This window comes from Bradyrhizobium australafricanum (assembly GCF_020329495.1).
Taxonomy (GTDB): domain Bacteria; phylum Pseudomonadota; class Alphaproteobacteria; order Rhizobiales; family Xanthobacteraceae; genus Bradyrhizobium; species Bradyrhizobium australafricanum.
The window spans coordinates 1-18,661 of the sequence record NZ_JAGKJL010000011.1; the positions used below are offsets into that span (position 1 = coordinate 1).

The 18,661-nt window shown below is 65.7% G+C and carries 21 protein-coding genes; 12 read left to right on the forward strand and 9 right to left on the reverse strand.

Annotated features, from left to right (window positions below):
• Window positions 1–329 (forward strand): integrase core domain-containing protein (locus tag J6525_RS12045; protein WP_225644617.1); only part of this gene is annotated, 329 nt, incomplete at its 5' end.
• Between the two features lie 34 nt (window positions 330–363).
• Here the strand turns inward: J6525_RS12045 and J6525_RS12050 are convergent.
• Window positions 364–1,134, reverse strand: coding sequence for a gamma-glutamyl-gamma-aminobutyrate hydrolase family protein (locus J6525_RS12050; RefSeq protein WP_057020651.1), 771 nt, complete (start codon window positions 1,132–1,134; stop codon window positions 364–366).
• Between the two features lie 277 nt (window positions 1,135–1,411).
• Here J6525_RS12050 and J6525_RS12055 point away from each other — a divergent pair, with 277 nt between their 5' ends.
• Window positions 1,412–2,545, forward strand: coding sequence for an AI-2E family transporter (locus J6525_RS12055; protein WP_225644619.1), 1,134 nt, complete (start codon window positions 1,412–1,414; stop codon window positions 2,543–2,545).
• Between the two features lie 7 nt (window positions 2,546–2,552).
• On the opposite strand, the gene J6525_RS12060 is transcribed toward J6525_RS12055, so the two are convergent.
• The 5 genes from J6525_RS12060 to J6525_RS12080 form a co-directional block, all read right to left on the reverse strand.
• Window positions 2,553–2,789, reverse strand: coding sequence for a hypothetical protein (locus J6525_RS12060; protein WP_028333932.1), 237 nt, complete (start codon window positions 2,787–2,789; stop codon window positions 2,553–2,555).
• A gap of 44 nt (window positions 2,790–2,833) precedes the next feature.
• The gene (locus J6525_RS12065; RefSeq protein WP_057020653.1) at window positions 2,834–4,051 is read right to left on the reverse strand and encodes a GGDEF domain-containing protein; all 1,218 of its coding nucleotides are present in this window, start codon (window positions 4,049–4,051) and stop codon (window positions 2,834–2,836) included.
• A 249-nt stretch (window positions 4,052–4,300) separates the two neighbouring features.
• Window positions 4,301–4,777, reverse strand: a complete 477-nt coding sequence (rpsI, locus tag J6525_RS12070; RefSeq protein ID WP_028333930.1) for a 30S ribosomal protein S9 — start codon at window positions 4,775–4,777, stop codon at window positions 4,301–4,303.
• Window positions 4,777–5,241, reverse strand: a complete 465-nt coding sequence (gene rplM, locus J6525_RS12075) for a 50S ribosomal protein L13 (RefSeq protein ID WP_016840522.1) — start codon at window positions 5,239–5,241, stop codon at window positions 4,777–4,779. The genes rpsI and rplM overlap by 1 nt, the downstream gene beginning before the upstream one ends.
• A gap of 152 nt (window positions 5,242–5,393) precedes the next feature.
• Window positions 5,394–5,822, reverse strand: a complete 429-nt coding sequence (locus tag J6525_RS12080) for a PaaI family thioesterase (protein WP_028340177.1) — start codon at window positions 5,820–5,822, stop codon at window positions 5,394–5,396.
• 70 nt (window positions 5,823–5,892) lie between these two features.
• Between J6525_RS12080 and J6525_RS12085 the strand changes: the two genes are divergently transcribed.
• The 8 genes from J6525_RS12085 (at window position 5,893) to nadC (ending at window position 13,808) form a co-directional block, all read left to right on the forward strand.
• Window positions 5,893–6,720, forward strand: a complete 828-nt coding sequence (locus J6525_RS12085) for an enoyl-CoA hydratase (protein WP_225644621.1) — start codon at window positions 5,893–5,895, stop codon at window positions 6,718–6,720.
• 106 nt (window positions 6,721–6,826) lie between these two features.
• On the forward strand, window positions 6,827–7,411 hold the full coding sequence (locus tag J6525_RS12090) for a CoA-binding protein (RefSeq protein ID WP_092077894.1): 585 nt from the start codon (window positions 6,827–6,829) through the stop codon (window positions 7,409–7,411).
• Window positions 7,412–7,555: 144 nt separating this feature from the next.
• Window positions 7,556–8,836 carry an O-acetylhomoserine aminocarboxypropyltransferase gene (locus tag J6525_RS12095; RefSeq protein WP_092077897.1) on the forward strand — a complete coding sequence of 427 codons (1,281 nt, stop codon included), beginning with the start codon at window positions 7,556–7,558 and terminating at the stop codon, window positions 8,834–8,836.
• A 157-nt stretch (window positions 8,837–8,993) separates the two neighbouring features.
• Window positions 8,994–9,401, forward strand: coding sequence for a hypothetical protein (locus J6525_RS12100; RefSeq protein ID WP_225644623.1), 408 nt, complete (start codon window positions 8,994–8,996; stop codon window positions 9,399–9,401).
• 119 nt (window positions 9,402–9,520) lie between these two features.
• On the forward strand, window positions 9,521–10,372 hold the full coding sequence (locus tag J6525_RS12105; protein ID WP_249796014.1) for an NUDIX hydrolase: 852 nt from the start codon (window positions 9,521–9,523) through the stop codon (window positions 10,370–10,372).
• A 54-nt stretch (window positions 10,373–10,426) separates the two neighbouring features.
• Window positions 10,427–11,413, forward strand: coding sequence for a quinolinate synthase NadA (nadA, locus tag J6525_RS12110; protein ID WP_092077907.1), 987 nt, complete (start codon window positions 10,427–10,429; stop codon window positions 11,411–11,413).
• Window positions 11,410–12,960, forward strand: a complete 1,551-nt coding sequence (locus tag J6525_RS12115; RefSeq protein WP_225644625.1) for an L-aspartate oxidase — start codon at window positions 11,410–11,412, stop codon at window positions 12,958–12,960. The genes nadA and J6525_RS12115 overlap by 4 nt, the downstream gene beginning before the upstream one ends.
• Window positions 12,957–13,808 carry a carboxylating nicotinate-nucleotide diphosphorylase gene (nadC, locus tag J6525_RS12120; RefSeq protein ID WP_225644627.1) on the forward strand — a complete coding sequence of 284 codons (852 nt, stop codon included), beginning with the start codon at window positions 12,957–12,959 and terminating at the stop codon, window positions 13,806–13,808. The genes J6525_RS12115 and nadC overlap by 4 nt, the downstream gene beginning before the upstream one ends.
• A 4-nt stretch (window positions 13,809–13,812) precedes the next feature.
• On the opposite strand, the gene J6525_RS12125 is transcribed toward nadC, so the two are convergent.
• A complete protein-coding gene (locus J6525_RS12125) occupies window positions 13,813–14,898 on the reverse strand; it encodes a COX15/CtaA family protein (RefSeq protein ID WP_225644628.1) in 1,086 nt (361 codons plus the stop codon).
• Window positions 14,899–15,089: 191 nt separating this feature from the next.
• Between J6525_RS12125 and J6525_RS12130 the strand changes: the two genes are divergently transcribed.
• Window positions 15,090–15,299, forward strand: coding sequence for a DUF2842 domain-containing protein (locus tag J6525_RS12130; protein WP_211986540.1), 210 nt, complete (start codon window positions 15,090–15,092; stop codon window positions 15,297–15,299).
• On the opposite strand, the gene J6525_RS12135 is transcribed toward J6525_RS12130, so the two are convergent.
• Entirely contained in the window at window positions 15,296–16,324 is a 1,029-nt protein-coding gene (locus J6525_RS12135) for a polysaccharide deacetylase family protein (protein ID WP_225644630.1), read from the reverse strand. The two genes, J6525_RS12130 and J6525_RS12135, sit on opposite strands and share 4 nt — an antisense overlap.
• Before the next feature lie 167 nt (window positions 16,325–16,491).
• Between J6525_RS12135 and J6525_RS12140 the strand changes: the two genes are divergently transcribed.
• Window positions 16,492–17,685: a GNAT family N-acetyltransferase gene (locus tag J6525_RS12140; RefSeq protein WP_225644632.1), complete on the forward strand. Its 1,194-nt coding sequence runs from the start codon at window positions 16,492–16,494 to the stop codon at window positions 17,683–17,685.
• A gap of 4 nt (window positions 17,686–17,689) precedes the next feature.
• On the opposite strand, the gene J6525_RS12145 is transcribed toward J6525_RS12140, so the two are convergent.
• On the reverse strand, window positions 17,690–18,628 hold the full coding sequence (locus J6525_RS12145; RefSeq protein ID WP_225644634.1) for a LysR family transcriptional regulator: 939 nt from the start codon (window positions 18,626–18,628) through the stop codon (window positions 17,690–17,692).
• Window positions 18,629–18,661: the final 33 nt, after the last annotated feature.

Genomic DNA, 18,661 nt, shown 5'->3' on the forward strand with positions numbered 1-18,661 from the left:
GCGACCACCCCTTTGATCAACTCTGCCGACAGTGCGGCATCCAGCATCGCCTGACCAAGCCCTACCATCCGCAGACCAACGGACTCGTCGAACGTTTCAACCGGCGCATCGCCGAAGCCATTGGCCGCGAAACAAAGCGTGGCAGCGCCCGGCGGACCTTCATCGATCACGCCGATCGAGACACCTTCATCGCCAAATTCGTCCACGACTACAATCGAACCAGGCTCAAATGCCTCCGCTACCAGGCCCCAATGCGGGCCCTCGCCAATCATACGGGACCAAACACGAAAGCAGGGACGACAGCGCGTTTTCCGGAGACGACGTCGTGATTGGACGCGCAGGGACGGTGGCGGTGAAACCGTCCTACGCCGCCCGCCGCCGTTCGCGCAGCGCGTCGCCGAAGGCTTCGAACAAGGCGCGGTTGATCGGATTGCGCTGCGGATCGTATTCGGCGTGCCATTGGACACCCAGCGCAAAACCCGGCGCATCGGCGATGCGGATCGCCTCGATGGTGCCGTCCTCGGCGATGCCCTCGATCACGACGCGCTTGCCGGGCTCGAGGATGCCCTGGCCGTGCAGCGAATTGACTCGAATGGTCTCCCGGCCGAGGATTTTTGCGAACGCGCCGCCCGGCGTCAGCGCGACGTCATGACGGTCGGCGAACACAACGGTCGGGTCAGGATGGATCTCGCCGTTCTCCAGCCGCGGCATCCGGTGGTTCATGCGGCCCGGAATCTCGCGGATCTCCGGATGCAGCGAGCCGCCGAAGGCGACGTTCATCTCCTGCAGGCCGCGGCAGATACCGAAGATCGGCACACCGCGCGCGACGCAGGCTTCCGACAGCGCCAGCGCAACGTCGTCGCGGTGGATGTCGTAGGGCTCGTGGGCGGCGCAAGGTTCGGTATTGAAGCGGGTCGGATGAACATTGGCGCGGGCCCCGGTCAGCACCACGCCGTCGACCACGTCGAGCAAGGCACTGACCTCGGTGATTTCGGGGCTGCCGGCGAACATCAGCGGCACCGCGCCCGACACCTCGGCAACCGCGCGAAGGTTGCGCTCCCCGACCATCTGGACTGTGAAACGATTTTCGATGCGATGGGCGTTTCCGATCACGCCGACCACGGGCCGTCTCATTATTGAAGTCTCGCGCAATGATTCTTCTAAGTTTGCGACGTTGCGGAGACGATCATGCCTTCGAGTTCCCGCCGGATCAACTGTCTATATCTGCACAGGGGGGCTTGCAGTCCTGCACAGATTCGCGCCCCTCGGGACCCAAAGCCGGCCAGATGCCACCGATCGCGCCCGGCCCCGCACCCCGCCAGCGGCGAACCGGCACGGCCCCGCCAGCTTGATCCCGGCGGGGTTTTCGCCAAAGACTGCTCGAAACACCGTCGCGAAGGGGGAATCACCCGTGACAGACTCGGCTGACAATCGCCTGCAAGCCCGTAACGACTTGGCATGGGCGATCGCCGCCGGCGGCATCGGCGTGGTGCTGTTCGCCGCCCTGCTGACCTTCGCCTGGCATTTTGCCGCGACCCTGTTCCTGCTGTTCGCCGGCATGCTGCTCGGGGTCGCCCTCAATGCCATGACCACCCTGCTCGGCCGGCTGACCAAGCTGCCCCACGCGTTGCGGCTTGCGATCGTCTGCCTGGCGATGGCCGGGCTGCTGTCCGGCATCGTGTTCCTCGGCGGCACCACGATCGCGCAGCAGGCCACGGTGCTGAGCAACACGATCAAATCGCAGCTCGGCAGCGTCAAGGACTTCCTCGAACAGCACGGGGTCGACACCAGCTATCTCGATTTCACCAATGCCGCGGGCGAGGCGAAGGGCGAAGGCAGCGCCGTGACGACGACGACGCCGCCCCCATCGTCGCAGTCCCATGGCATCCCCGGCGCCGGCGCGCTGGCCTCAAGCGGCGGTGCCATCATCAGCCAGACGCTGAAGGTGCTGCTCGGCACCGTCAGCGTCGTCGGCAACTTCTTCATCGTGCTCTTCCTCGGGCTCGCCTTTGCGGCCCAGCCCAGCATCTACCGCGCCGGGCTGTTGTTCATCGCGCCGGCGAAGTACCGCGCGCAGGCGACCGTCATCGTCGACCGCATCGGCGAGACGCTCGAGCGCTGGCTGATCGCGCAGATCATCACGATGACGGCGGTGTTCCTCGTCACCTGGATCGGGCTTGCCATCATCGGCATTCCGAGCTCGTTCATCCTCGGCATCCAGGCCGGCCTGCTCGCCTTCATCCCGACGGTCGGCGCGATCCTCGGCGGGCTGATCGTCGTGCTGGCGAGCCTGGCGACCGGATGGATCGCGGCGCTGTCGGCCTTCATCCTGTTCCTCGGCGTCCACGCGCTGGAAAGCTACGTGCTGACGCCGATCATCCAGCGCCAGGCGCTCGACATCCCGCCGGCCACGCTGTTCGCGTTCCAGATCCTGCTCGGCGTCGTGTTCGGCATCTGGGGGCTGGCGCTGGCGCTGCCGCTGATGGCGATCGCCAAGGTGATGATCGACCACTTCAAGACGGAGGATCCGGCGCGGGCCGCGTGACCGCACGTCAGGAGAGCAGCAGCACCGTTCCCGCGACCATCAGCATCACGCCGGCCAGCATCACCATCGGCCAGCGACTCTTCGGCGGCTGGTATCGCCCCTGCGCGCGTCGTTCGGCGATCAGCGCGGTCTCGTATTCATGCGAGTCCGAGAACAGGCAGGCGAAACCGCTGCGCGCCGAAACCGCGTCGGCTTCGAGCGACATCAGGGCTGACTGCGGATTGCGGGTGCGGATCGACTCCATGCCCGAAAGCATGGGATCGAATGGTTAACCACTCGTTACCGCACTCATGCCCGCACGCTCGCCGGCTTTTGCCGCGCCGAAGCCGGCAGGCCCGCGGTCTTGCGCCGCCAGTTCTCCAGCGAGAGCGGCAATTCCTCCGCCGCCTCGACGCGGTTGCGGCCGCCGCGCTTGGCCTGGTAGAGCGCGGTGTCTGCCGAGGCCAGCAGCACCTCGAGCTCGGTCCCGGCGGGGCCGCCGGCGACGCCGATGCTGACCGTGGTGTCGACCGCGCCTTCCTCGCAGGTGATGTTGCTGTTCTCGAAGGCTTCGCGCACGCGCTCGGCGACCAGCACACCCTCCTCCAGCGAGCACGGCAGCAGCGCCGCGAATTCCTCGCCGCCGATCCGGCCCGACAGATCGCTGATCCTGAGGCTGTTGACGACGACGGCGGAGAACAGCTTCAGGATCTCGTCACCCGCGGGATGGCCGAAGCGATCGTTGATCGACTTGAAGTGATCGATGTCGAAGATCATCACGGTGACCGGCCGGCCGGCAATGGACTCGCGCTCGATCACCCGCGCGCAGGCCTCGGTGAAGCCGCGGCGGTTGAGCATGCCGCTCAGGGGGTCGATCGACGCGGCCGTCTTGTGCACGGCCACCGCGCGGTCCGACACCATCATGAAGATCACGAACACCGTGCCGATCGCGTACAGCACGAGTTCGATCGAAAACAGCGTGACCCAAAAGCTGGAGACGAAATTCTGGCCGTTCAATCGCAGCAGGTCGCCGACCAGGATCGGCAGCATCAGGACGCAACCGTGCGCGACCGGGATGACGATCGCAAGCCAGCGCCGTTGCATCGCGCGGCGGCGCTCGCTCCACAGTTCTGATGCGGTCAACGCGGCGTAGATCGCGACGATCCCGGCGCCGATCGTCAGGCGCATCGCGGGATCCTCAACCGTCGTCACCGCCCCGATCCATGCGATCGGGCCGAGCACGAGGCCCAGCAAATTGGCCTTGCGGCCGTGGAAAATGCGCGCGGCATTCCAGACCAGGCCGCAGGCGGCGAAGCCGATCGCATTGAGACCCAGCAGAACCATCGGATCGAGCGTCGAACTACCGACCGTCCAGACCGCAACCGAGGCCGCGCCGAGCAGATAGGCGGTGCCCCACCATTTCAGCGCGGAAATGTTCTCCTGCCTGCCGAACAACCACAGCATGGCGCCGAGCATGCCCGCGACCATGGTGGCGAACAAATAAAGTGTCGATGGATCGAACGACATAAACTCACCCCAGCCCGGTGTGATGCAACGTTCGCAGGCGCAAATAAATACGGTGATGCAGCGCCATTGCGAGCCCGCAAGCTAGAAGGTGCGAGTTCCAATTTCGTTTGCACGCACACGCAAGTTTTCATGAAAAACTGCGCTAATTCGCGCCGAAGCATCGCCGGTCGGACGCAGCAAAAAGGGCGCCTCGCGGCGCCCTCTGCAACTCGATGCCCGCGGCAATTGCCGCGAATTTTAGAACTCGAATTAGCGCTTCGAGAACTGGAAGGACTTGCGGGCCTTCGCCTTGCCGTACTTCTTGCGCTCGACCGAACGGCTGTCGCGGGTCAGGAAGCCGCCCTTCTTGAGGACGCCGCGCAGCTCAGGCTCGAAGTTGGTCAGCGCCTTCGAGATGCCGTGGCGGACAGCACCGGCCTGGCCGGAGAGACCGCCGCCGGCGACGGTGCAGATCACGTCGTACTGGCCGTTACGGGCGGCAGCGACCAGCGGCTGCTGGATCATCATGCGCAGCACCGGGCGGGCGAAGTAGACTTCGAACTCGCGGGTGTTGACCGAGATCTTGCCGGAGCCCGGCTTGACCCAGACGCGGGCGACCGCGTCCTTGCGCTTGCCGGTGGCGTAAGCGCGGTTGTACTTGTCGACCTTCTTGACGTATTTCGGCGCGTCGGGAGCGGCCGGCTTGACCTGCGAGAGCTGGTCGAGGGACTGCAACGTATCGGACATTATGCGGCCCTCGTGTTCTTGCGATTCAGGGAAGCGATATCGACCTTCTCGGGGCTCTGCGCTTCATGCGGATGATCGGCACCCGGATAGACGCGCAGATTGCCCATCTGCATACGGCCGAGCGGACCGCGCGGGATCATGCGCTCGATCGCCTTCTCGACGACGCGCTCCGGGAAGCGACCCTCAAGGATCTGCTTCGCGGTGCGCTCCTTGATGCCACCGATGAAGCCGGTGTGCTTGTAGTAGGTCTTCTGGTCGCGCTTGCGACCGGTCAGCACCACATGCGCGGCGTTGACGATGATGACGTTGTCGCCGCAATCGACATGCGGGGTGTAGGTGGGCAGGTGTTTGCCGCGCAGGCGCATCGCGACGAGCGTGGCGAGACGACCGACGACCAGACCTTTGGCGTCGATCACGACCCACTTCTTCGTCACTTCGGCGGGCTTGGCCGAGAACGTGCTCATGTGTGAAATCCGTGAAAAAGAAATCGGCGCCGTATGCGCCGAACTGGCAGCTTTCTAGAGAAGCCACGATCGCGCGTCAACGCCCACGCGCTCAAATTACATCAGAAAAAACAATGGTTTGCAAATATGGTGTAATAATACCATAGAAAAGCCTATTGATTTGGAATGGAATAGGTCGCCGTGACATGGGCAATGGGATCGGGAGACGAGCCGGACAGCAGGTTGACCTCGCCGACCGCGAGCCGCTTGCCGAGCTTGAGCAGCCTCGCCACCGCGAGCACGTCCTGCCCCGGCTGGCCCTTGCGCAGGAAATTGATGTTGAGGTTGGTGGTCACGGCAAGGCCGACCGGCCCGATCGCCGACAGCAGCACCACGTACATCGCGAAATCCGCCAGGCCCATCAGGGTCGGCCCGGACACCGTACCGCCCGGCCGCAGCATGCGCTCGCTGAAGCGCTGGCGCAGCAGGGCCGTCTCGCCGTCGGCGCTTTCGATCCGGACATCGTCATGGACGAACGCCTGCGGGAATTCCCTCCGCAGGAACTCCTCCACGTCAGCCACGCTCATTTTCGCAGTCGCCATGCCGTCCCTGCCCTCGCTTCAGCCTGCCTGTTACATTAAGTTGTCACAGAGACCAAAGTGGAATTTCACCATGTCCGCCCAAGCCGCCCGCGCCGAAGCGCCGCAACACCAGCCGATCCTGCTGCGCGAGACCGTCGGCAGTATCGCGCTACTGACGCTCAATCGCCCCGGAGCGCGCAACAGCCTCTCCGAGGGCCTGATCGGCGAACTGCACGCCGCCCTGAACGAGATCAGTGGTGACAAGGGCATCCGCGCCGTCGTGCTCGCCGCCAACGGCCCGGCGTTCTGCGCCGGCCACGACCTCAAGGAGCTTACCGCGCGCCGTAGCGATGCCGACCGCGGCCGCGCCTATTTCGCGCAAATCATGAACGCCTGCAGCGCGATGATGCAGGCCATCGTGCGCCTGCCGAAGCCGGTGGTCGCATCCGTCCAGGGCATCGCCACCGCGGCCGGCTGCCAGCTCGTCGCAAGTTGCGACCTCGCGGTCGCCTCCGAAGCGGCGGCGTTCGCGACGCCGGGCGTCGACATCGGGCTATTCTGCTCGACGCCGATGGTGGCGCTGTCGCGCAACGTGCCGCGCAAACAGGCCATGGAGATGCTGCTGACCGGAGAGCCGGTCTCGGCGGCAACGGCGCAGAGCATCGGCCTCGTCAACCGCGTGGTATCCGCGGGCACCGAACGCGACGCCGCGATCGCGCTGGCCGAGAAGGTCGCGCTGAAATCGGCCTACACCGTCAAGCTCGGCAAGGAAGCGTTCTATCGCCAGGCCGAGATGAACCTCGCCGAGGCCTATCGCTTCGCCGCCGAGGTGATGACCGAAAACATGATGGCGCGCGACGCCGAGGAAGGCATCGGTGCCTTCATCGAGAAGCGCGATCCGAAGTGGCAGGACAAGTGACGACCTGAGGTCGTCATTCCGGGATGGTGCGTTAGCACCAGACCCGGAATCTCGAGATTCCGGGTTCTCGCTGCGCGGGCCCCGGAATGACAAACCCGGAAGAAAAATGAATCACGACGCCTACGACGACAACTACATCCGCAGCATTCTGAACAACGTCAAGACCATCGCGATGGTCGGCGCTTCGCCGGTCAACGTGCGGCCGAGCTATTTCGCGTTCAAATATCTGGCGCAGCGCGGCTACGACATGATCCCGGTCAACCCCGGCCATGTCGGCAAGACGCTGATGGGCAAGCCGTTCGTCGCCTCGCTTGCGGACATCGATCGGCCGATCGACATGATCGACATCTTCCGCAACTCAAGCCACATCATGCCCGTGGTCGAGGAGGCGCTGAAATTGTCGACGCCGCCGAAGGTGATCTGGATGCAGCTTGGCGCGCGCGACGATGCCGCTGCCGAGAAGGCGGAAGCCGCGGGCCTCAAGGTGGTGATGAACCGCTGCCCGAAGATCGAGTATGGCCGGCTGTCATCGGAGATCTCGTGGATGGGCGTCAACTCGCGCACGCTGAGTTCCAAACGCGCGCCGGTCCCGACGCAGGGCATGCGGCTGTCGCTCAATCGCACGAGCTTCGGCGGCGGACAGACCGCGGCATCCGACCGCGCGGCAAAGAACAAGACCGAGACGACCTGACATCGCGGCGGAATAATCGCTGCGATCATCCGGTATAGCGCGGATGCCCCTCCAACCGGCGGTGTGCCCAACTCGCTTGACGGCGGGCGCCGTCGCCATCAGCATGCCGCGCGTTTCGACCAGGCCACAACAGGATACTAAAGAATGACCGATCGCCTTCCGGGATTTTCCACCCTCGCCGTGCACGCCGGCGCGCAGCCTGATCCCACCACCGGCGCGCGGGCGACGCCGATCTACCAGACCACGTCATTCGTCTTCAACGACGCCGACCATGCGGCCTCGCTGTTCGGCCTGCAGGCATTCGGCAACATCTATACCCGCATCGGCAACCCGACCAATGCCGTGCTCGAGGAACGTGTCGCAGCCCTCGAAGGCGGCACCGCGGCGCTCGCCGTCGCTTCCGGTCACGCGGCACAGGTCGTCGTGCTGCAGCAGCTGTTGAAGCCCGGCGATGAGATCATCGCGGCACGCAAGCTCTATGGCGGCTCGATCAACCAGTTCACGCACGCCTTCAAGGCGTTTGGCTGGAATGTGGCCTGGGCCGACCCCGATGAGATCGAAAGCTTCGAGCGCGCGGTAACGCCGCACACCAAGGCGATCTTCATCGAGTCGATCGCCAACCCTGCCGGCAGCATCACCGACATCGAGGCGATCGCGGCCGTTGCGCGCAAGGCCGGCGTGCCGCTGATCGTCGACAACACGCTGGCCTCGCCTTATCTGATCAAGCCGATCGATCACGGCGCCGACATCGTCGTGCACTCCCTGACCAAATTCCTCGGCGGTCACGGCAATTCGCTCGGCGGCATCATCGTCGATGCCGGCACCTTCGACTGGTCGAAGGACAACAAATACCCGATGCTGAGCGAGCCGCGCCCGGAATATCACGGCATCCGGATCCAGGAGACCTTCGGCAACTTCGCCTTCGCGATCGCCTGCCGCGTGCTCGGCCTGCGCGACCTCGGCCCCGCGCTGTCGCCGTTCAACGCCTTCATGATCCTGACCGGCATCGAGACGCTGCCGCTGCGCATGCAGAAGCACTGCGACAACGCCAAGGCGGTGGCGGAATTCCTCTCCACCCACCCCGCCGTGTCAGCGGTGAACTATGCCGGCCTGCCCGGCGACAGGTACAACGCCTTGCAGCGCAAATATGCGCCGAAGGGAGCCGGGGCGGTGTTCACGTTTAGCCTTAAGGGCGGCTATGACGCCGGCGTCAATCTGGTGTCGAACCTGAAGCTGTTTTCGCATCTCGCCAATGTCGGCGACACCCGCTCGCTGGTGATCCATCCGGCCTCCACCACCCACAGCCAGCTCGACGACGCCGCCAAGGTGAGGTCGGGCGCGGCGCCCGAGGTGGTGCGGCTTTCGATCGGCATCGAGGACAAGGAAGACCTGATCGCCGACCTCGACGAGGCCCTGCGCGCCTGATCCCGCAATTGTTCCGGAGCGGTGCGCCGCATCGCTCCGGCAACTTGCCCAAAGCGACCGACCTCCCGTTAACGCTTAATATCGACGGGCCTCTCGTTAACGTTCAATCCGGCTTAAAGTGGCAGTGATAGGCTCCGGATGATTCGGGAGACCATTGATGCTGCGCTGGACATTGCCGCTCGCGATCGCATTGTTTGCGATCCCGCCTGCTGACGCCGCCGACGGCCCGGCCGTCGCCAAGAGCACGACCGTCAAGGCCGCGCGCCAGCTGCCGGCGGGTCTGCCGCGCCGGCATTACGCCTACCGCACCACGATCACATCGCCGACCTATGTGCGGCGCGGACGCCAGCTCGTGGTCGTCGAGCAGCCCGTGGTGATCCCGCTCAATTCCGAGCCGTATATCCCGTTCGTGCCCGGCGAACCGCTGCTGCCGGGGTCGTCGTCGCTGCCCGGCTATTACGGCAACTGGCACTCCTACAACTATTTCGGCCCGTACTACGGCGGCGCCTATGTGACCTATTGGGATCGCCTGCCCTACGCCTGCGGCGTCTACGGCTACTGCTAGCGCGGAACGATCGGGTGGCCAGATCGCCGCAGAAATCCAGCGCACCGGCTTCGGGGAACGCGGTGACCGCCGATCTCGTCGCGGTGCTGGTTGCCGTCACCGAGGGCACGCCGAAGATCATGACCATCGCCGGCGGCTCCGCGCTGCCGAGCGGCCCGTTCGAGTTCACCCATCGCTCGCTGCAGACCGCGCTGCGGGCCTGGGTCGAAGCGCAGACCGGCCACCCGCTCGGCTATGTCGAGCAGCTCTACACCTTTGCCGACCCTGGCCGCTCCGGCGACGCCAAGGGGCCGCACAGCGTCTCGATCAGCTATCTCGGCCTGACCCGCGAGGATCGTGTCGGCGAAGGCTTTGAGGCGCACTGGTCCGGCTGGTACGACTACTTCCCCTGGGAGGATCATCGCGCCGGCGCGCCGGCCTTCCTGGCGAAGACGATCGCGCCGAAGCTGAAAACGTGGGCGAAGGCGGCGCCGTCACCGACGCTGCAGCGCGAGCGCTGGCAGCGCTGCGCCATCACCTTCGGTCTCGACGATCGCGACTGGAACGAGGAGCTGGTGCTGCAACGCTATGAGCTGCTCTACGAGGCCGCGCTGATCCCGGAAGCCGGACGCGGGCATGGCCGCGAGACGCCGGTCGTGCCGGGCAAGCCGATGACGGCGGATCATCGCCGCATTCTCGCGACCGGGATCGCGCGGCTGCGCGCCAAGATCAAATACCGTCCGGTGGTATTCGAGCTGATGCCGGCCGAGTTCACCCTGCTGCAACTGCAACGCAGTGTTGAGGCGCTCGCAGGCCGGCTGGTCCACAAGCAGAACTTCCGCCGGCTGATCGAGCAGCAGGAACTCGTTGAAGAGACTGGCGCAATGGCCGCCGATACCGTCGGCCGGCCGGCCAAGCTATTCCGCTTCCGCCATGCCGTGCTGGCCGAACGGGCCGTCGCCGGCACCAAGCTCCCGCTTTCGCGCACTTGACACGCCTTATGCTCAGGATAAGTATAAGCCATCTTATGCTCACGGAGAGTATAAATGGTTGCACTCGATACCGATCTGCTCACCCGCACCGCGCCGCTCTATGAGCGCGTCAAACGCGTCATCCCGCCGTTCGAATGGGCCACGTTCGCCGAGGACGTCGATGCGATCCTCGCGCTGAAACGCCGCCGCAATGCGGTGGTGCTGGCGCATAATTACCAGACGCCGGAGATCTTCCACGGCGTCGCCGATATCGTCGGCGACAGCCTGTTGCTCGCGCGCGAAGCAACCAAGGTCGATGCCGATGTCATCGTGCTCGCGGGCGTGCACTTCATGGCCGAGACCGCGAAGCTGCTCAATCCGGCCAAGACCGTGCTGATCCCCGACCTCAAGGCCGGCTGCTCGCTGGCGGATTCCATCACGGCGGAGGACGTGCGGCTGATGCGCGCGCGTTACCCGGACGCACCGGTCGTCGCCTATGTCAACACCTCGACCGCGGTGAAGGCCGAGTCCGACATCTGCTGCACCTCGGGCAATGCGCTGAAGGTGGTTGAATCGCTCGGCGCCGAGCGCGTCATCATGCTCCCTGATGAATATCTGGCGCAGAACATCGCCAAGCAAACCAGCAAGAAGATCATCGCCTGGAAGGGCCACTGCGAGGTGCACGAGCTGTTCACCGCCGATGACGTGCGCCAGCTGCGCGAGGATCATCCCGATGTCACCATCCTGGCGCATCCGGAATGCCCGCCCGAGGTGGTCGCCGAAGCGGACTTTGCCGGCTCGACGGCTGCGATGCAGTCGTTCGTCGAGACCAAACGTCCGCCGCGCGTCGTGCTGCTGACGGAATGCTCGATGAGCGACAACATCGCCGCGCTAAATCCCGGTGTCGACTTCGTCCGCCCCTGCAATCTCTGTCCGCATATGAAGCGGATCACGCTGAAGAACATCCGTCACGCGCTGGAGACCAACCAGCACGAGGTCACTATCGACCCTGCGATCGCCGATCGCGCGCGCAAGAGCGTCGAAAGGATGCTGGCGATATGAGTATTGATATCTCCGATCTCAACGGCCGGCCGGTGATCATCGGCGGCGGTGCCGCGGGGCTGATGACCGCGCTTCAGCTCGCACCCGAGCCGGTCGTGCTGCTGTCGAAGTCGCCGCTCGGCGCGGAAGCTTCCAGCATGTGGGCTCAGGGCGGCCTTGCGGCGCCGGTCGGCGCCGATGACAGCCCTGCCCTGCATCTCGCCGATACGCTCGCGGCCGGCGCCGGCCTTTGCGACGCGGCCGCTGCGAGCCGGATCGTCCACGCCGCGCCGGCCGCCGTCGAGCAGCTGGCGAGGCTCGGCGTCGCCTTCGACCGGCACGCCGACGGCAGCTGGCGCCTCGGGCTCGAGGCCGCACACCGCCGCAACCGCATCGTGCACGCCACCGGCGACGGCACCGGCCGGGAGATCATGCGCGCGCTGATCGCGGCGGCCCGCCAGACGCCGTCGATCACACTGTTGGAAGGCGTCGAGGCGCGCCGGCTGATCGTCGAGGACAATGCAGTCAGGGGCGTGCTTGCAGCGAGCGACCGTGGCGCGCTGACGATCACGACCAATCGCGTGGTGATCGCAACCGGCGGCATCGGCGGGCTGTTCGCCGACAGCACCAATCCCGGCGGATGTTTCGGCCAGGGGCTCGCGCTTGCCGCACATGCCGGTGCAAAACTGTCGGACATCGAGTTCGTGCAGTTTCATCCGACCGCGTTCGACGGGCCGTCGCGCCCGATGCCGCTGCTGACCGAGGCGATCCGCGGCGACGGCGCGGTCTTGATCGACGAGACCGGCGAGCGCTTCATGGCCGATCAGCCCGGCGCCGAGCTTGCGCCACGCGACATCGTCGCGCGCGCCGTCTGGCGCCACCGCGCCGCGGGGCATCGTACCTTCCTCGACGCGCGCCAACATCCGGGCGCGGAGTTTGCGCAGCGCTATCCCGTGATCAGCGCGTTCTGCAAGATGGCCGGCATCGATCCCGCCCATGATCCGATCCCGATCCGGCCGGCGGTTCACTACCACATGGGCGGCATCACGGTTGACGGTTTTGGCCGCAGCACGCTGCAGGGCCTGTGGGCCTGCGGCGAGGCCGCGCGCACCGGGTTGCACGGCGCCAACCGGCTCGCCAGCAACTCGCTGATGGAAGCGATCGTCTGCGCGCGCTGGGTCGCCGAAAGCATCGAAAGCGTGAGTGCGGGCCCGCGCACCATGCTGCGCGACGACGCGATGCCACAGGCTTCCGATCCCTCTGCCGTGCGACCGATCCTCACCCAGGGCCTCGGCGTCCTGCGCGACCGCGACGGGATCGCCCGCGCGATCCGCAGTCTCTATCCACTCGCATGCGGTCACAATGCGGCATCCGACGCAGCATTGGTCGGATTGATGGTCGCGGTTGCCGCCATCCGGCGTGAGGAAAGCCGCGGCGGCCACTTCCGCACCGATTTCCCGCACATTGCTGCGTCGGCCGTTACGTCGTCCCTTACCCGCGCCGATGCACTCGCCGCCGCGCGCGACATCGTCGAATCCACGCCATTTGCCAGGAGTGCCCTGTCATGACCCTCACCCCCCTGTTGCCGCTGATCTATGAGCCGATCGTGCACACCGCGCTGCGCGAGGATCTCGGCCGGGCCGGCGATATCACCGCAGATGCCATCGTGCCGGCCGGCCAGCAGGCGCGGCTGGTGATGCGGGCGCGGCAGCCCGGCGTGATCGCCGGGCTCGATGTCGCGCGGTCAGCTTTCCAGACGGTGTCGCCGGCCATCACGCTGCGCGCCGAACGGCCCGACGGCAGCGCGGTCGAACCCGACCAGGTCATCGCGATCATCGGCGGCCCGGCCCGCAGCCTGCTTACCGCCGAGCGGACCGCGCTCAACTTCCTCTGCCATCTGAGCGGTGTCGCCACCGCAACCGCCACGCTGGTCAAGGCCGTGGCGGGCACCCGCGCGCAGATCGTCTGCACCCGCAAGACCACGCCGGGACTGCGTGCGCTGGAGAAATATGCGGTGCGCGCCGGCGGCGGCGGCAATCACCGCTTCGGCCTCGACGATGCCGTGCTGATCAAGGACAACCACATCGCGCTCGCCGGTGGCATCCGCACCGCGATCGAGCGCGCCAAGGCCAATGCCGGCCATCTCGTCAAGATCGAGGTCGAGGTCGACACGCTGTCGCAACTCGAGGAGGCGCTGACGCTCGGCGTCGACGCGGTGCTGCTCGACAACATGACGACCGAGCAGCTCAGCCAGGCGGTCGACATGGCGCGCGGCAAGGCGATCACCGAAGCTTCGGGCCGCATCACCGCGACGACCGCCGCAGCGATTGCCGCAACCGGCGTCGACCTGATCTCGGTCGGCTGGGTAACCCACAGCTCGGCCGCGCTCGATATCGGGCTCGACTATCTGTCCTGATCGATCAACCGGGCTGGCCGACCGCAACGAGGGTCGGCTGGTCCCGCTCGGTCCGGCGCGCGGCGAAGCGCTCGGCCTGCAGCACCGCGAGCGTCAGCACGACGATGGCGACGGCCTGGTGCGTCAGCGCCAGATCGATCGGCACCTGATGCAGCAGCGTCAGGATGCCGAGCGTCGCCTGCAGCGTGATCGCCGCCACCAGCCACCAGGCACCCGCGATGACAGCGCCGCCGGCGCGCGCGCGCATGGCATCGATCGCATGTGCGATCGCCAGCGCGAACAGCAGATAGGCGGTCATCCGATGTTCGAACTGCACTGTCAGCGTGTTGTCGAACAGATTGCGCCACCACGGTGTCTCGAACCAAAGCCGGTCAGCCGACGGAATGAAGCCGCCATCGATGTCGGGCCAGGTATTATAAACCCTGCCCGCGCGCAGCCCCGCGACCAGCGCGCCGAAATAGAGCTGCACGAAGGTCAGCACGAGCAGCACCGCGCTCGTGATCTTCAGCCTGAGCGGCGCGATCACGCTTGGGCGGTCGGTCAGGCGCCGCAGCGTCCAGACGATCGCCGCAAAGATCAGCAGCGCCAGCACCAGATGCGTCGCCAGCCGATACTGCGATACCTCGATCCGTTCCGAGAGGCCGGACGCGACCATCCACCAGCCGACGCCGCCCTGCAGCGCGCCGAGGCCGAAAATCACCCACAGCCGCCGGCCGAGCTCGCCGCTCACTGCGCCGCGCCACAGGAAATACAGGAACGGCAGCAGATAGGCCGCGCCGATCACGCGACCAAGCAGCCGGTGGCCCCACTCCCACCAGAAGATCGTCTTGAATTGCTCGAGCGTCATCCCGGCGTTGAGCTCGCGATATTGCGGGATCCTCTTGTAGCCCTCGAAGGCCTGCGTCCACTGCGCATCGGTCAGCGGCGGCAGCGTGCCGGTCACCGGCTTCCATTCGACGATCGACAGGCCGGACTCGGTCAGCCGCGTGGCGCCGCCGACCAAGACCATCAGGGCGATCAGGGCGGCCACCGCGACCAGCCATACCCTGACGGCGCGGAGCTGCGATGTCTTTGCGGAAATACCGGCCATTTCGCCCTGACTTGATTGGATTTTCGGGCCCCTTATAGTCCGCCGCGCCCGCGGCGCAAGCGCCGCCCGGAGCCTCGTTCCGATCCAGCCGGAAGGAAGCTCCAGAATGTTGTTTTGACGCGTTTTCTTTGCGCGAACCGGTGACCGCTTCGCTCGAAAACGCCCTGGATCACGAGTTGCAAATATCCGCCATGGCCATACGCACCCGCAAACTGCTCGGAACCATCTTCCTGTTGATCCTGGTAGTGGTGTGGTCGCTGCTGGGCATGACGATCGCCCAGACGCCGTGGCTTGCCAATTCGGGGCTGCTGCAGGCGATCTTCTACGTCGTCGCCGGCCTCGGCTGGGTGCTGCCGGCGATGCCGATCGTCGCCTGGATGTCGCGGCCCGATCGCGCCTAAGTAACGTTCTGGTCGCGCGCGCTGCGCGTCGGCCGCACCGGCGCGAACATCACGCCCGACAGCAGCACCCGCATCATCCGCAGCGAACGCACGCGGCCGTCCCATGCGATGCGCGGCAGCGCGTGGAGGTTGGTGCGCCCCTGCGCCTCGACGACCCCTGGTATGGTCGACACCGCGCTGGCAAAGCCGGCCTCCTCGGCCATCACGACATGCGGACGGCCGAACGCATCGCGGTCCCCGAACGGGAATGCGAAATGCCTGACCTGCCGCCCAAGCGCGCTCTCGGCCACCGCCTTGCCCATCGCCATCTCGCGCTGCGCGTCGGCATCCCTGAGGCTCGACAGCGCCGGATAGTTCACGGTCGCGCTGCCGAACGTCACGTTCGGATCGGCGGCAAGCTTCGCCAGATCCTGCCAGTCGAGTGACGCATTGCGTGACAATTGGGCCGCGTCGGCCGAATAGCGCCTGGCGAGATCGTTCTGCGCGTAGGACAGGTCCGACGGCGGCAGCTTGCGCAGCCAGCCGGACAGGAAATCGAACAGCTCGTATTTGTCCGAGAGATTTGAAATCGCGAAGTGCCGCTCCCGGCCGTCGATCATCATGCTGATGCGGTTTTCGCGCGCGATGATGTCCTCCAGGACCAGCCACCACGCCACGCCGACGCCATCGGGAAAGGCTGTCGGGAGATAGAGCGCGAAGGGAACGCCGTGCCTAGCGAGCACCGGCCAGGCATGGGTGACGATGTCCTTGCTGGCGCCGTCAAAGGTCAGGCACGCAAAGCGCCGGCGCTCTGGCAAGGTCACCGCGCGGCGGCAAGCCTCGTCGATCCCGACGATGTCATACCGCCAGCGCCTCAACGCACGGATCGTGCGATCGAGGAAAGCCGGCGTGATCTCCTGGGACTTCAGCGGCTGAAACCGGCCGCGTCGCGCGGGACGAACGCGGGCGAAGCGCAGGATCACCCCGGCGCCGCCGCTCTCGCGTTCCCGCAGCCTGAAGGCGCCACTGAAATACGCGAGCTCCATTCGGGCCCGTCGCAAAATCCCGCTGTCCGGCGCCAAGATCCCCGTCCTTGTCAGGCGGTTCCCGCACACCGCCGCGGCATTGTTATTACTCTTTGTTGACATTTCCCTGCGAAGGTCGGCCCCAGCCGAGAACTGTAAATTGATACCCTAAAATTTCGGGTTCCGAGATGACCATGGCGGCGGCAATCGAAGGCCAGACGGCTGAGACGCGGGCGTGGCCGAACGCAATCCGCGTTGCCGGCGTCGACATCTTTCATGATCTCACCGCGGCCGAAGCGACCTGGCGCGGCTTCGAGACATCGCAGCACAGCTACACGCCCTATCAGCGGTTCGATTTCCTCGCCAGTTGGCAGCGCCAGGTCGGCGAGCGCGAGGGCCTACGGCCCTTCATCGTCGTCGCTCATGACAGCGAACGCCGGCCGCTGCTGCTGTTGCCGCTCGCAATCGAATCCCGCCTCGGCGCGAACTGCGCGAGCTTCATGGGCGGCAAGCATGCCACCTTCAACATGGCGCTGTGCGAGAAGGATTTCGCCGCCAACGCGACGGAAGCCGACATCGCGGCTCTGATCGGATCGATCGCCGAACGTTCCCGCACCGACGCGCTCGTGCTCTGCCAGCAGCCGCTGCGCTGGCGGGACCTGCCGAATCCGCTGGCGCTGCTGCCGCGTCAGCCTTCGGTCAACGACTGCCCGGTGCTGGCGATCGAGCCCAGCGCCGCGCCCGCGGCGCTGATCAGCAACTCGTTCCGCCGCCGCCTCAAGGGCAAGGAGCGCAAGCTGCAGGCGCTGCCCGGCTATCGCTATTACGTCGCGAGCGAGAGCGCCGATGTCTGCCGCCTGCTCGACTGGTTCTTCCGCGTCAAGCCGCAGCGCATGGCCGAGCAGAAGCTGCCGAACGTGTTCGCCGAGCCGGGCATCGAGCAGTTCATTCGTGCCGCCTGCCTCGCGCCGCGCGCCGACGGCAACGGCTATGCGATCGACATCCACGCGCTGGAGTGCGACGAGGAAGTGATCGCGATCTTCGCCGGCGTGTCCGACGGTCATCGCTTCTCGATGATGTTCAACACCTACACGATGTCGGCCAATTCCAAGTTCAGCCCCGGCCTGATCCTGATGCGCGACATCATCGATCGCCATGCCGGCCTGAACTACCGCGCTCTGGATCTCGGCATCGGCTCGGACGAGTACAAGCGGCTGTTCTGCAAGGACGATGAAGCCGTCGTCGACAGCTTCATTCCGCTCAGCTTGCGCGGCAAGCCGGCGGCCAGTGCGCTGTCGGCCATCAATCACGCCAAGCGCGCCGTGAAGCAGAATCCGGCGCTGTTCGAGATTGCCCAGAACCTGCGCGGCATGTTCCGCTGAGTGTTCAGCTCGCCGCGTCGCCCTGCTCTGCGCCGCCATTCGGTACGCCGAGCCGCTTCATCGCGTCGAACAGCAGTGCCGCGGCGGGTGACAGCGCACGCTTGCGCAACTTGATCAGGCCGTAATTCTCCAACAACAGCCTGTCGCGCAGGCGCAGCACCTTGAACCGCTGCGGATCGACCAGATCGAACACCAGCATGGGGACCGGCACGATCGCGTCGATGCCCGCGGCAATTCCGACCGAGGCGAAAAACGACTCGGTGTTGATGACCCGACGCGGCGGCGTCACGCCGCGGCTCATGAACAGCCTCTCGAGCGCTTGACGCATGAAGGATTCGCGCGGCTGGCAGATCCATTGCTGGTCGACCATGTCCTCCAGCTCGACCGTCTCGCGGCCGGCCAACGGATGCTCCGCGCGAACGAGCAGCACCGCCTCCTCCGCGCCGATTTCGTAATAGTCGAATTGCCGGGGGTCGATGCCGGCGGGAATCCTGGCGACGACGAAATCGAACTCGAGCGCCAGCAGTCGCGTGATCAATGGCGGGCTGGTGCTGACATCGAGCGAGATGTTCACCCGATGCAGCTTCTCGCCGAGATACTGGATGACGTCGACGACGAGGTCGATGCTGGGCTTGGCGACTGTTCCAACGGAGACCGTGCCGAGCTCACCGGATTTGTAGCCCGCGAACTCGTCGGTGACCTGGTCGAGATCGGCCAGCACGCTCTTGCCGCCACGGATCAGGATCGACCCATAGGCCGTCGGTTCGACGCCGCGCGCCGTGCGCTCGAACAAGGGAACCCGCGCCAGCGCCTCGATTTCGGCGAGCATCTTCGATGCCGCGGATTGGGTGATGTTCAACCGCTCGGCGGCGAGCTGCAACTTGCGCTCATTGTCGAGAGCGACCAGCAGGCGCAGCTGGCGCAGTTTCAGATTACTGATCACGGCCCGCCACCATCCTGCCCGGAAAGAGCCTCT